Here is a 12,145-nt window from a genome sequence, read left to right as displayed (position 1 = left end):
ACCAGCGAGCTTGCGAGCGCCGGCCCGCCATTTTCGGCAATCGTGGTGGGCCGGCGCTCGCAAGCTCGCTGGTCCCACCCTACACCTCGTGACCAACTCACTGCTAGAATACGGGGCGTCTGGACGACGAGCAAGACTCCCGTCGTCAAGCAAGACCCCCGCCGCGATCATGAGGCTTTTGCCGGGACATCCGAAATGCCACAATCCACTCCAAGGACCAACGCGCCGGGCGAGCCATGCGCACGTGCGAAGCTCCGTAAGCTCTGGCAGGAGGGCGATCTGTTCCACGTGGCCACGCGCTATCCGCGCAAACAGACCCCGCCGCGGACCGATCGGCTGGCGGCGATACTGCGGACCGGCCTGCTGGCCCCGGCACGCTCGGACGACGGCTCCGTCGTTTCCGACTTGAACTTGACCGTGCTGAATTGCGAGCCGGCTTACGAGGACTTTGTTTTTCTGCACCGTTTCGGCCCGCAGTCGTGGCTTTACACGATCAGCGACCCGGGCCGGTTCGCCGTGTTCGTCGATCCGCGGTTTCCGGTGCTGATGCCCGAACAGATGGGCGATGCCTGGCCGGAACTATGCCAGGACGAGGTTTATGTGCAAGGCCACGTTCCGCACGATCGCTTTCTGGGCGTCGCCATTCACCCCGCCGACGCCGATTCAGTGCTGAGCCATCTCCTGGCCGAATTTGAGCGGCTGGCGCTGCCGCTATACGACTACGAGGGGAGCATTATCTGGCCGCTTTGAAACGTCGCCAGTGCTCGATTATGGGTCGATTGATGGACGGCAGGCGGTGGCCGGGGCATCGCTTGGCCGCAGCGCGTGTCCTTAAACCGGGCCGGATCCGGCCAAGCTCTGCCCCAGCCACCGCCCGGCGATCCATCCATCAATCGACCAGCGACAGACCTAGCTCGTCACTGATCGTTCACGATCTTGGCGCTGTTGATGTAATCGAGTCTGGGAAAATCCTGCTTCAGGTAGGCGTTTCCCTCTTCCTGAATGCGGCCCTGTTCGGGGCCGCGGCCGTTCGGAGCGCCTTCGCCGTACCCTTTATACAGCGACTCGACGACGTCCATGCCTTCGACGACGCGGCCGAAGGGGGCGAAGCGCATGCCGTCGAGCCGGCCGTTGTCGCGAAAGTTGATGAACACCTGGGTCGAGCGCGAGTTCAAAGCCGAGCCCTGCGCGAAGGTGACGTAGCCCCGCTGGTTCGACTCTTTGACGGGGTCGTCTTTGATGTTGGATTTCTTCCACTTTTTGTTGACCGCCGGATCGCCGTTGATCCCAAACTGCACCATGAAGTTCTCGATGTTGCGGAAGAACGCCGCGTCGTCGAAGTAGCCGATCTTGACCAGATTGTAGAAGCGATCGGCCCCCTGGGGCGCCCAATCGCGGGTCACCTCGATGACGAAGTCTCCCTGGGTCGTCGAGAATCTCGCCCGGAACCGGTCGGGGGCCCGGTCGGTGGCGAGCGAGGGATCGCGCAGCGCGGGGTTTCGATCGACGGCAGATTCCTGGCCGGCGGCCGACCGTTCTGCTTTCTTTTCCCCGCCCCCGGCGCAACTCGTCACCATCATGATGGCGGCGATCATAAAAACAGCCAGGCAGGAATCGTTGCAATACATGACAGGTCTCCGAATGATGGGTCAAAACAGTCCGCCGGTTGATGTCGCGAATGTCTCTCTAAGCGTTGCCGGCCGCTTCGTCAATGCCGGCCCGTTTCCGCAGGTACAGCCTGGCCCGCGCAAAATCGTCGATTTCGGCCGTGAAAAACAGCAAGAACTAGAATGGGGCGCGGAATCTGTTTCACTCGCCCCATCCGGTCTTGGTCTGCGCGCGAAGCGACACGCGTGTCGCGTCCGCGCGGCGCCGACAAGCCACGGGCCACGTGGTTTGAGCGTCGAGACGCTCGCGCACAACCGGCCCCGGGTGCGCGACAAAAGCGTCGCGCGCGTCGCTTTTGCAGGGCGCGCCGTCTCGAAGGCCGGGACCAAATGAGTCCCTCGCGCGAAACAAAAGCGACACGCCCGTGTCGCTTTTGTCTTGCATCCGGTTGGCGAAGGCCCGGCCGCGCGCATGCGTCGACGCGACAAACGTGTCGCCTGACGCGCAGGCCGAGGCGATGCGCACGCTCCGTCGCGCCCTGGCGGTCGCCGCGATCGACTCTTTTTTCAGCGGAAAAAAATCCGCCGCCGCCGACCACGCGGCCGGGCATCCGCAGGCCGGCGGCCTTGGTGATGAGATGGTGCTCGGTTGTCAACGCGGGCTGCGAGTTGCTTGCTTTTGGCCTCCCGCGGTGGTAAGGTCGCAAGCGCCGTGGCCGTTCGGCGTCGAGGCAACGCCGGGCGGGCCCATGTCTGGCACGTTCCGTGTGTTGGTCGAACAGAAGGAGAGCGGTTATGCTGCGCGTCGCAATCCCCGTTTGGTTGTGTCTGTCTATCCACGTTTGGTTCGTGACGGCCCTCGGCGCGGCCGAACCGACCGACCCCAGGCCGCTGCCTACCGAGGGCGAAGCCAAGATCCTCGCGGCGCTCGGCCAGGCCACCACCGTCGACTTCGCGGAGAAGCCGCTCGGCGGTGTGGTCGATGTGCTCAGGCAAAAGCACAAGATCGAGATCCAACTCGACCACAAGGCCCTCGGCGACGCCGGTGCCGGCAGCGACACGCCCATCACGGTCCGCCTGGGAGACATCACCCTGCGGTCGCTGCTGCGGCTGATGTTGGGCCAACTCGACCTGACCTACGTCGTGCGCGACGGGTACTTGCTGATTACCAGCCAGGCTTGCGCCCACGGTAGAGGGACGCCAACGATCCGCGCAGCCGCGTAGCGGCGACAGAGGGCGTGGTGCGATACCTCTGTCGCCGCTACGCGGCTTGGCTAATCTACCGCATCGGTACCGTGGGCTTGCGCCGCTTGCGCCCACGGCTAAACTATCTCGCCGCTACGCGGCTGACGCGCGAGATGTGTAGAACAACGAGGGTAACGCCCTGGGTTCACGGTGGCGCCAGAACCGGGTTGCCGGTCATGGGGCGGAGAAAATGACAAAAGGGATCTTGGGGTGTGACCCGTGTCATGGGTCGCACGCACCAGACCTCTTTCTCGTCGAGCAAAACGTGAATCTCCGCCGACGATCCGCGCCGCGCCAGTCCGAAATACCACGACGATTGCCCGTCGGCATCATCGCGGGCCTCGAGAAAGAGCAGTGCCTCGGGATTCGTGCCCATCGCAAAGGCGAACATCGTTCCGTCAGGGATATGCCGTTTGGCCTCGTGGTAGCGGTAGAGCGGCTGCCACCACGACGGCCAACGGATGGGGCAAGTTCCTGGCCACCGATATTCCCTCCGTTCGAAAAACAGCTACTTTGTCGCGCACCAAGGTTGATTGTACTTCCGTCGCCGAATCGAACAACGCCAGCGGCCGACAGGGTTACGTATCGTCGCGTGGGCGAGTACGCTATCCAGAGCGGCCGTCAAAGCGTGGTTCGTAGTTCCCCATTTCCACGAGGCGAAGATGGACGAACGGGAAGCGGATGCGTCGGAGGTGCGGATCGTCACCCAAGATTCGCCTCGGCCGCGCATGGCGGCAACGCTTGCCACGCGCGACCGTCCGCGGTTGAGCATCGTCCATCTATTGCTGTGGACCGGTTGCTGCTCGTTGTTTCTGGCCGTGGCCCGGACACTGGCCGAGCGTCCGCCGGGCATCATGGGGGCGTTTTTTTTGACGCTGGTCGCGGCGGGCGAGGGGGCGGCCTGGGCCGGCCTGGCCATTACGCTCGCGCGGTCGTTCCGCGGCGCGCCGTGGCCGATCGAGCCGGGGCAATGGCTGCTGGCGGTGCTCGGCGCCGTCGTGACCGTCGAAACGCTGGCGGAAAGCGCATCGGGGAAATGGGTCAAAGATCCGCGGGGAATTGTCGAGGCCGCCGCGGCCTGCGCCTTCGTCGTGCCGCTGTTCAGCAGACGGCTCGCGGCACGTTGGAAGTGGTTCTTCGGCGCGGTCGCGTTGCTCGACGCCTTGCCCTTGTTGCTTGCCGTATTCGATGCCAACGGCATTCTGGCGAGATCGTTCGCTCTGCTGACTCCACCTCGCCTGGCAGCCGCGGCCGCCCTCGGCGCGGCGACGCTCGCGGCGTGGGAAGCGATTTTGCCCGTGACAAAAGCCGACCGCAGGTGGGACGAACGTGGCTGGCTGCACTGGACGGGCATCGCCACCGCGACCTGGTTGGCTGTGTTGCCGCTGGCCGCGCCCTGGTTGCTCGCGGGATAGAAACAACCGGGGCGATGCCAGCTATCTGTTGACCGTCGGCAAGGCGGCGAAATGCCTGGCGAAGACGCCCGGACAGTTGGCTGCCACGTTCCAGCGCCTCGGCGAGCAGGGTCTGTTGAAGCTTGCCGGCAATAGGAAGCCGGGCGAGCCGGCGCCGATCAACTGTCAGCTTCTGCCCACGGTGGCGGCCATGAAGACGCTGCCCGCTTTCCAAGATGCGAGCGAGGCCGAAATCGAGGCGGAACTGGCTGCGCTCGCCGGCCGCGAGTGAGCTCCGGCCTTTTCCCCGGCCAGCGAGCATTCTAAGATGAATGCGAGTGTGATCTGCAACCTACGATCGCCAGGGAGGCCGCCATCGATCGAATGTACCCGCTCGCCAGCCTCTACCGCCCCTCGCTGGCCCTGCTGACCGACCTCTATGAGCTGACGATGGCCTACGGCTATCGGCAGTCGGGCACGGCCGACCGCGAGGCCGTGTTTCAGCATCAGTTTCGCCATCATCCCTTTCATGGCGGCTTCACCGTGGCGTGCGGCCTGGCGTACCTGATCGATTGGCTCAGGCACCTGCGGTTCGATGACGACGATCTGGCCTATCTTGGCTCGCTGACGGGAACCGACGGCCAACCGCTGTTTGCGGCCGCTTTTCTCGACGAGCTGCGGCACTGGGAATTCCGTTGCGACGTGGATGCCGTGCCCGAAGGGACGATCGTCTTTCCGCACGAGCCGCTGGTGCGCGTGCAGGGGCCGATCGGGCAGGCGCAGCTTGTCGAGTCGGCCTTGCTGAACTTCGTCAACTTTCAGTCGCTGATCGCCACCAAAGCGGCCCGCGTGTGCCTGGCGGCGCAGGGCGACCCGGTGCTCGAATTCGGGCTGCGCCGGGCGCAGGGCATCGACGGCGCCCTGGCCGCCGCGCGTGCCGCCTACGTCGGCGGCTGCGACGCGACCTCGAACGTGCTGGCCGGCCGCTGGTTCGGCATCCCCGTGCGCGGCACGCACGCGCATAGTTGGGTGATGTCGTTCGGCAGCGAGCTGGAAAGCTTTCGGGCCTACGCGGAGGCCATGCCGAACAACTGCGTGTTCCTGGTCGATACCTACGACTCACTGGCGGGCGTGCGGCATGCCGTGGAGATCGGCCGCTGGCTCCGCTCGCGGGGCCAGAAGCTCGAAGGCGTGCGGCTCGATTCCGGCGACCTGGCCTATCTCAGTATCGAAGCCCGCAAGATTCTGGACGCGGCCGGCCTCAACGACACATTCATCGTGGCCAGCGGCGATCTGGACGAACGGCTGATCGCCAGTCTCAAGCAGCAGCAGGCGACGATCGGCGTGTGGGGCGTCGGCACGCACCTGGTGACGGCCTTCGACGAGCCGGCCCTGGGCGGCGTCTACAAGCTCTCAGCCGTCCGAGGGCCCGGCGGCGCATGGCGGCGCTGCCTCAAGCTCTCGGAGCAAGCGGCCAAGAGCTCGACGCCGGGCATCTTGCAAGTGCGGCGTTACGAGGTCGCCGGCGAGTGCCTGGGCGACCTGATTTACGACCTGGAACTTGGCTGCGGCGACGAGGCGTGGATCGTCGATCCGCACGACGACACGCGCCGCAAGCACGTGCCCGGCGAGGCGCGGCACGCGGATTTGCTGGTGCCGATCTTCCGGCAGGGCCGGTTGGTGTACCAGCAGCCCGACTTGCCGGCGGTGCGCGAGCGGACGCTCGCCGAGCTAGGTCGGTTCTCGCACAGCATCAAGCGGTTCGACAACCCGCATGAATACCCCGCCGGCCTGGAGCCGCGGCTGCACGAGCTGCGGAAGCAATTGATTCTGGAAGCGCGGGGGTTCAAGTAGACTGCGAACGTGAACCTCCGCCCGGCAAGCGGGCGGCATCCGCAAGGCCACTGGAACCATCTGGGGGGTGATCTCCAGCGCGCTGGAGATCGTTCGCAGCTCTACTTCACGCGGCCGAGAATGAGACATTTTTCCGCGCGAGCAAAAGCGGTGGCTGGGGCAGAAGCTGGCCGAGTTCCTATAAATTGGGCGTTCCGGATCGGTCGCGTAGAACAAAACCCACATGCGGCAGCCTGCTGCCCGCGCCGGAATTCTCACGAATTCCGCTATACGCGACGCAGGCGAGCAGCATTAGCCCGGAGACGGCCGTCGCGAGCAGTAACTTGAGCGCGAACCGCAAATCGACCGGACGTTCGTCCGCGGCCAGGTAGGGATACGCGCACCACCAGGGCCGAAACGTGCTCAGTGTATGGTGGCGCGTCGCTTCCAGCGGCTCTTTCGCTGTGAGATCGAAGGTCAACGGCAGCGAAGGCTTCTTGGCCGGGCTGAACGACTTGGGCGCAGGCCCGTCGTAGCTCATCACCTCCCATATTTGACGCGACCGCGCCAACAGTTGCGAGCGGCCGGGCCGGAAATACGTCCAAGGGTCGTTCAAGAAGCCTTCCACAGCCAGCTCGTTCTCGCCGGAGAAGAACCGCAGGGTGTCGATGCTCAAGCCCGCCAATTGAATGATGAACGAAAGGGCCAAGAGCGACGCCGCGATCGGCCAACGCAAGCGGGTCGCGCCGGCCGGCACGACAAGCCACAACAGGGCGAACACCGGCGTCAAGTAGCGCGGTCCCCAGGCCGGCTCCCCGGAAAAGAAACGAATGCTGCCGATAAATGCCAGAAAGAACAGACACGACAGGCCCGTCATCCCGGCAATCAGTCGCTGCTGGCGACGCCACGCGACGAGGCCGAACAGCGCGATCACGATCGCCGGCCAATACCCTAGCGCGCCCATGCCCGGGCTCACCAGCAGACTGAGGAACCCGGCCAACGGGCTACCGGGCCACATCGCCACGTATTCTTCACGGGCATCGGCGAGCGCTTTCCAGGTGCTCGGTGGGAACTTCCAGAGATCGTAGGCCTCGTAGCCGATGACCCCCACGGCCGCGCAGAAGAACACGATCCGCGCTTGCAGCCACCGCTCGTGCTTCGAACGCCGCGCGTCCCACAAGGCGGCGACCGCCACGGGTAAGAACAGCGCCAACGGAGGCTTGCAATTGAAGGCCAGCCCCAGCAGCGAGCCGCTCACGACCGCGGCGCCGATCGGCCGACCTTGGCGCAGGATCCCGGCGGCAAAGATCGCCAATAAGACGACGAGCGAGCCGAGCACGTCGTCGAACGTGGTCGTGCCATAAAACCAGGTTGGAGTGCAGAAAATGCCACCGGCCGCCCAGGCGAGAGACGCGATGCGACCGTGGCCCATTCGCCGGAACCAACAGGCATACAACACCGCGATCGCGGCACAGAGTACGGCCCCGCTGAGCGAAAAGAAAAAGTGCCGGCGGATTTCGCGCACCGGTCCCGTGAGGTCGGACGCAAGAATCGCGGCCGCCGCGACGATGCTTTGGGGAAAGCGGTAATTGGAGTAAAGCTCGCCGTTACGTCCGGGGAAGACGGCGAACCAGGCGTCGGGATTGCGGACGATCGAATCGCCATGCTCGACGTAACTGCGGCCCACTTCATAGCGCGTATGCCCGTCGACGACGTCGATGCGACCGGGCGAGGTAAGTGCCACCACGGCAAAGACGCACAGCGCCAGTCCGGCCAGGCCCAGAGGCCAGGCCGGTCCCTGTTCGGGCCGCGTCAGCGCCGGGGCATCGCTGGCCGGCAAGGTTCGTCGGCGATTGTCCATCTCAGACCTTTTTATGCTACGGGACCCGGCCCAGGCTTTCGAGCAAGGATCAGGAATTGGGCGCCCAGCGGCAGCCGACACAAACGGGGTTCGAGCGGTCGCAACCAGTGGAGCGCTCGCGGAAATACGAACGTGTAGGTGGTTTCAACGATCTGCAACCCAGACTGGTTCAACAACCGCACGGCCTCGACGGGTGAGAGCGATACGGCATCGCGGTCGAATGGGTTGACCCACATGCAATAACGCGTACCCGGGTTCCAGGCGTTGTTTTCCCAGAAGGCCAGCCATCCGCCCGGCCTCAAGGAGTGGATCATGTGGTCGACCGCCGCTGGGCGGTCGCCGGGCGCAATGTGGTGAAAAACGCCGTTGGTGAAAGCCAGATCGACGCTGCTCGTCGTGGCATGTTCGTCGACGAGCCTGAATTCCGTCGCCGGCGAGCCGTAGCGACGGGCCGCGACTTCGAGGCTGGCAGACGAGACGTCGACGCCGAGCACGCGCTGAACGCCGAGGATATCGAAGAAGAGGGGCGTCGACGTGCCCGTGCCGCAGCCGTAGTCGAGCACCGACCGGACCGGTCCAGCGCAGCCGCGAAGACGCGTGGCCAGCCACTCCATACGTCCGCGGGCAAAGTAGTCCTTTGTTTCGCCGCTGGCCGAAATCGCCGCGTTCAGGACGTCGTCGTAGGTTTCAGAATAGGCGTCGAAGAGCGGCCGGCAAAGCGTTGACATGAGTCTCTTGCATCCCAGAACAATAAACAGGCCCGCTCATCACAAGCTTACGTCATCGTTCGTTCCGGGCGGCGAGCGGAGGGATTATCGACTTGCCTGCCGTTCCGCACGGAACTTCTCCAGAATTATTCAAGCCGGCGATTTGACATGCCGCGGAGTTGAACTAGGTTTTCAGTGCAGAGACGAGCGTGTTCACGCGACTCTTTGCGACGGCGACCGGGAACGGTGGCCGTCACGCAGCTCGAAGTGAACGGGCCATTTTCCAACAAGCAGTCGGCACGCACCCGTGTGCCGCAACTTCACGTCTTGGTCAAGTGCCCGAACCACACGATCCGCGTAAAACAAGGGCCTGCCGCCCCTGCATCCTCGACAAAGGCAAACCGGCCGTGAGGCCGGGACGCAAAGCCAAGGACCAGCCGCGCTCGTGGCGCGTCTGGCAGCCTGGCTGCCGAAAGGGTGTTGCCTGCACGGTCGCCAACGCGGCCGTTCGGGCAGAAAGCACTTCCGACTCTGGCGAGGGCATGGTGCGAGTAAGGACAACGGGGGTTTGCCGCAGCGGGTTGCAGGCCGGGCCGGACCGAAAGGGCCGGCGGACCGCCGCGGGAAACCCGGTATTTACTTGAAACGGTTGTCTCGGCTGGTAGCGGCCTGGGCCGGTCCGGTCGCCGACAACCAAGAATCGGAGGATGCAATGAAGAATCTCGCTTTGAAGGTGCAACGTTTCCTGGTGTCGGAAGACGGCCCAACCGCCGTCGAGTACGCCGTGATGCTGGCCCTGATCGTGATCGTCTGCTTGACCGCGATCGGCTCGATCGGTAAGAACGCGAACGCCACGTTCACGTCGATCGCCACCTCGCTGAGTGGCGCCAGTTAACCGACACTGGGCGGAGTTTCCCGGCCTGGCCGCCGGAATGGGGCTCGACCGCCTCCTTGCTCGCCCTCGGGTGCCCGATTTGTCGGGAACCCGAGGGCGGCTTCATCTCCCATAACCTAAGTGAGAACCAACACCATGCTCAATGCAATTCGATCCCTACGTCGCTTTCTGGCGGCGGAAGACGGCCCAACCGCCGTCGAGTACGCCGTGATGCTGGCCCTGATCGTGATCGTCTGTTTGACCGCGATCGGCTCGATCGGTACGAACGCGAACGCCACGTTCAATTCGATCGCCACCTCGCTGAGTGGCGCCAGTTAATCGACACCGGGCGGAGTGTCCCGGCCTGACCGCCGGAATGGGGCTCGACCGCCTCCTTTGCTCGCCCTCGGGCGCCCGATTTGACGGGAGCCCGAGGGCGGCTTTTTTTGGCGCTTGGCGGTTCGGGGCTCGGGTTCAGGGTTCAGGGTTCAGGGTTCAGGATTAAGGGACGATTGCGAGCGGCTACAAAGACCGAAGACCAAAGAGCTCTGAACCCTGAACCCTGAACCCTGAGCCCTTTTTTTGACCTACGCTTGTCATAGCGGCAGCGCATCGCCGCCGCAAATACTCGGGACCGACGTTATGTATCCGGTTTTGCCACTCGACAGCATGGCCGCGGCCCAGGCAGTGATGACGCTGCTGGGGATCGTCGCCGCCTGTGTACACTCTCTGATTTGCCTGCGGGCCTCATAGGTGAAAAGCGTGTTTTTCAGCACTGATACCGACATTGCGGCGATCGCCGCCCGCCATTGGCCCGTTTGGTTCGTTACCGCTGCCCTGGTCGTCGCGGCGGCCATCGACGGCTGGAAACTGAAAGTGCCCAACTGGCTGACCTTTCCGTTCATCGTGAGCGGCTGGGTCTACTGCGGCGCGGCGGGCGGCTGGGAGGGACTGGCCCATAGCCTGTTGGGCACCGCGGCCGGGCTGGGCGTGCTTCTGCCCCTCTACGCCATTGGCGGCATGGGGGCCGGCGACGTCAAGCTGTTGGCGGGCGTCGGCGCTTGGGTCGGCGCAACCGTCACACTTTACGCGTTCTGTCTTTCGGCCGTGGTCGGCGGGGTGATCGCGGTGGCCATGGTCGCCTGGCGGCGAGCATGGAAAAAACATCAAAGCCAGTTCTGGATGATCCTCGGCGAAATCATGACGGTCCGTCAGCCGGAACGGCTGGCGGCCATCGCGGCCGGCCGCAAAAGTTCGATGTTGCTCTTGCCTTACGGCATTCCGATTGCCATCGGCACCATCCTGTACTTTGCCTGGGCGGGAATGTTGGCCTGAAGCAGGGAGGCGTCAGGTTTCAGGCGTCAGGCGTCAGGACAAACAACCTGACGCCCCTGACCCCTGATGCCTGACGCCTGACGCCTACCGAATTCTCGCCCAAGTCACCCTAAGCGAAACAGTTCAACGACCGGTGGAAACAATAATGCGGATTTGTCCTGCGCAGAAAGACGTCTTGCACGAATTCTTCACGTGCTGCCGAAAGTAACGACATGCGACCCAAATCAATTATCCTGCTTACGCTGGCGCTCGGTTGCGGGCTGGTGGCGTCCATCGGCATCAACCAAGTGATGGCCAACCGCCGCGCCGCCCCAACGACGGACGGCGCCGAGACCACACCCATTTTCGTGGCCGCCGGTGAAATCGGCGTCGGCGATCCGTTGACTCCGCAGTTGATCAAGCTCGAACCGTGGCCGAAAGAACGGTTGCCCGCCGGGACCATCGGCAAACTCGAAGACGTCGAGGGACGCCGGTCGCGAGCGAAGTTCTATCCGGGCGAGCCGATTCTGGAGGCCAAGCTCTTGCCCAAAGGCGAAAACGGCGGCAGCGCCATCGATATGATTCCCAAAGGCATGCGCGTGGTGCCCATCCGCGTCGATGCGGTCAGCGGCGCCAGCGGCATGATTTTGCCCGGCGACCGGGTCGACTTGCTCGTGCATGTTCCCGAGAACCAGGCCCGAGGCGTGCCGCGGGCGGTCACCCGCACCTTCTTGCAGAACATCAAGATCTTCGCGGTCGACGATCTCTACGACCGTTCGGGCAACGACAACAACACCATGGCGGCCAAAACCATCTCGGTGTTGGTCACGCCGGAACAGTCCGAGCTGGTCGCCTTGGCGACCCAGGTGGGCACGGTGCAATTGGTCATGCGAAACGCGGTGGACGACGTGGCGGAGAGCACCGGCGGCGCCGACCTGCAGAAGCTGCTTACCGGCCGGTCGGATGCGGGCGACGGCCCGCCGGGCGACCCGCACTCCTTCATCACTTCGCTCAAACTTAAGGCGCCGGAGCCGCCCGCGCCGCCGCCGAGCGTGGCGCCGGAGCCGCCGGACGATGTGTTCGTTATGACCATCATCGACGGCAGCGTGCCGCGCGAAGTCGAATTTCGGCGTGGAAAGCTGATTACGCCGTCGACCGCGGCCCCGCCGCCTTCGGCCGCTGTGGAGCCGCCGGCCGCGAGCGACAGCCCGCCATCGGAAGCCGGCGGGCAGCCACCTGCCGAAACCGAAAAGCAAGAAGACGGAGACGTTGGATAAGATGGCGATGAACGGATTTTGTGAAACCTACGG

The 12,145-nt window shown here is 64.2% G+C and carries 14 protein-coding genes and 1 riboswitch; of the genes, 10 read left to right on the top strand and 4 right to left on the bottom strand.

Going from position 1 to position 12,145, the window contains the following annotated elements; genetic code table 11:
- Nucleotides 1-195: 195 nt before the first annotated feature.
- The gene (locus VNH11_14695) at nt 196-750 is read left to right on the top strand and encodes a hypothetical protein (protein HVA47615.1); all 555 of its coding nucleotides are present in this window, start codon (nt 196-198) and stop codon (nt 748-750) included.
- Nucleotides 751-917: 167 nt separating this feature from the next.
- On the opposite strand, the gene VNH11_14690 is transcribed toward VNH11_14695, so the two are convergent.
- Complete coding sequence (locus VNH11_14690) at nt 918-1,595, bottom strand: peptidylprolyl isomerase (protein ID HVA47614.1); 678 nt, start codon at nt 1,593-1,595, stop codon at nt 918-920.
- On the opposite strand from VNH11_14690, the gene VNH11_14685 reads away from it, so the two are divergent.
- Both VNH11_14685 and VNH11_14680 read left to right on the top strand, forming a co-directional pair.
- Nucleotides 1,579-2,001, top strand: coding sequence for a hypothetical protein (locus VNH11_14685; protein ID HVA47613.1), 423 nt, complete (start codon nt 1,579-1,581; stop codon nt 1,999-2,001). The two genes, VNH11_14690 and VNH11_14685, sit on opposite strands and share 17 nt — an antisense overlap.
- A gap of 401 nt (nt 2,002-2,402) precedes the next feature.
- A complete protein-coding gene (locus tag VNH11_14680) occupies nt 2,403-2,831 on the top strand; it encodes a hypothetical protein (protein ID HVA47612.1) in 429 nt (142 codons plus the stop codon).
- Between the two features lie 166 nt (nt 2,832-2,997).
- Here the strand turns inward: VNH11_14680 and VNH11_14675 are convergent, their stop codons facing one another.
- Nucleotides 2,998-3,243, bottom strand: coding sequence for a hypothetical protein (locus tag VNH11_14675; GenBank protein HVA47611.1), 246 nt, complete (start codon nt 3,241-3,243; stop codon nt 2,998-3,000).
- 271 nt (nt 3,244-3,514) lie between these two features.
- On the opposite strand from VNH11_14675, the gene VNH11_14670 reads away from it, so the two are divergent.
- From VNH11_14670 to VNH11_14660, 3 genes are all read left to right on the top strand, one after another.
- Nucleotides 3,515-4,267, top strand: a complete 753-nt coding sequence (locus tag VNH11_14670) for a hypothetical protein (protein HVA47610.1) — start codon at nt 3,515-3,517, stop codon at nt 4,265-4,267.
- Between the two features lie 28 nt (nt 4,268-4,295).
- Nucleotides 4,296-4,538 carry a hypothetical protein gene (locus VNH11_14665; protein HVA47609.1) on the top strand — a complete coding sequence of 81 codons (243 nt, stop codon included), beginning with the start codon at nt 4,296-4,298 and terminating at the stop codon, nt 4,536-4,538.
- Nucleotides 4,539-4,630: 92 nt separating this feature from the next.
- Nucleotides 4,631-6,100 (top strand): nicotinate phosphoribosyltransferase, encoded by a 1,470-nt coding sequence (locus tag VNH11_14660; protein HVA47608.1) that lies wholly within the window; start codon nt 4,631-4,633, stop codon nt 6,098-6,100.
- A 178-nt stretch (nt 6,101-6,278) separates the two neighbouring features.
- On the opposite strand, the gene VNH11_14655 is transcribed toward VNH11_14660, so the two are convergent.
- Together VNH11_14655 and VNH11_14650 are read right to left on the bottom strand one after the other, a co-directional pair.
- Nucleotides 6,279-7,940, bottom strand: coding sequence for a hypothetical protein (locus tag VNH11_14655; protein HVA47607.1), 1,662 nt, complete (start codon nt 7,938-7,940; stop codon nt 6,279-6,281).
- An 11-nt stretch (nt 7,941-7,951) separates the two neighbouring features.
- On the bottom strand, nt 7,952-8,668 hold the full coding sequence (locus VNH11_14650) for a class I SAM-dependent methyltransferase (GenBank protein ID HVA47606.1): 717 nt from the start codon (nt 8,666-8,668) through the stop codon (nt 7,952-7,954).
- 364 nt (nt 8,669-9,032) lie between these two features.
- Nucleotides 9,033-9,121: riboswitch (cyclic di-GMP riboswitch) on the top strand.
- Nucleotides 9,122-9,359: 238 nt separating this feature from the next.
- Here VNH11_14650 and VNH11_14645 point away from each other — a divergent pair.
- From VNH11_14645 to cpaB, 4 genes are all read left to right on the top strand, one after another.
- On the top strand, nt 9,360-9,542 hold the full coding sequence (locus VNH11_14645) for a Flp family type IVb pilin (GenBank protein HVA47605.1): 183 nt from the start codon (nt 9,360-9,362) through the stop codon (nt 9,540-9,542).
- A 135-nt stretch (nt 9,543-9,677) separates the two neighbouring features.
- Complete coding sequence (locus VNH11_14640; protein ID HVA47604.1) at nt 9,678-9,860, top strand: Flp family type IVb pilin; 183 nt, start codon at nt 9,678-9,680, stop codon at nt 9,858-9,860.
- A 423-nt stretch (nt 9,861-10,283) separates the two neighbouring features.
- Nucleotides 10,284-10,856, top strand: a complete 573-nt coding sequence (locus tag VNH11_14635) for a prepilin peptidase (protein ID HVA47603.1) — start codon at nt 10,284-10,286, stop codon at nt 10,854-10,856.
- A 212-nt stretch (nt 10,857-11,068) separates the two neighbouring features.
- The gene (gene cpaB, locus VNH11_14630) at nt 11,069-12,112 is read left to right on the top strand and encodes a Flp pilus assembly protein CpaB (protein HVA47602.1); all 1,044 of its coding nucleotides are present in this window, start codon (nt 11,069-11,071) and stop codon (nt 12,110-12,112) included.
- Nucleotides 12,113-12,145: the final 33 nt, after the last annotated feature.

This window comes from Pirellulales bacterium (assembly GCA_035533075.1).
Taxonomy (GTDB): Bacteria; Planctomycetota; Planctomycetia; order Pirellulales; family JAICIG01; genus DASSFG01.
Note: the sequence above shows the minus strand (reverse complement) of the source record. Positions and strands in the feature narration are given on the sequence as shown.

Coding starts and splice junctions, on each gene's coding strand:
- cpaB (HVA47602.1), top strand. CDS start 11,069: ATGCGACCCAAATCAATTATCCTGCTTACGCTGGCGCTCGGTTGCGGG.
- VNH11_14660 (HVA47608.1), top strand. CDS start 4,631: ATGTACCCGCTCGCCAGCCTCTACCGCCCCTCGCTGGCCCTGCTGACC.
- VNH11_14695 (HVA47615.1), top strand. CDS start 196: ATGCCACAATCCACTCCAAGGACCAACGCGCCGGGCGAGCCATGCGCA.
- VNH11_14640 (HVA47604.1), top strand. CDS start 9,678: ATGCTCAATGCAATTCGATCCCTACGTCGCTTTCTGGCGGCGGAAGAC.
- VNH11_14645 (HVA47605.1), top strand. CDS start 9,360: ATGAAGAATCTCGCTTTGAAGGTGCAACGTTTCCTGGTGTCGGAAGAC.
- VNH11_14685 (HVA47613.1), top strand. CDS start 1,579: ATGATGGCGGCGATCATAAAAACAGCCAGGCAGGAATCGTTGCAATAC.
- VNH11_14670 (HVA47610.1), top strand. CDS start 3,515: ATGGACGAACGGGAAGCGGATGCGTCGGAGGTGCGGATCGTCACCCAA.
- VNH11_14675 (HVA47611.1), bottom strand. CDS start 3,243: ATGTTCGCCTTTGCGATGGGCACGAATCCCGAGGCACTGCTCTTTCTC.
- VNH11_14680 (HVA47612.1), top strand. CDS start 2,403: ATGCTGCGCGTCGCAATCCCCGTTTGGTTGTGTCTGTCTATCCACGTT.
- VNH11_14655 (HVA47607.1), bottom strand. CDS start 7,940: ATGGACAATCGCCGACGAACCTTGCCGGCCAGCGATGCCCCGGCGCTG.
- VNH11_14650 (HVA47606.1), bottom strand. CDS start 8,668: ATGTCAACGCTTTGCCGGCCGCTCTTCGACGCCTATTCTGAAACCTAC.
- VNH11_14690 (HVA47614.1), bottom strand. CDS start 1,595: ATGATCGCCGCCATCATGATGGTGACGAGTTGCGCCGGGGGCGGGGAA.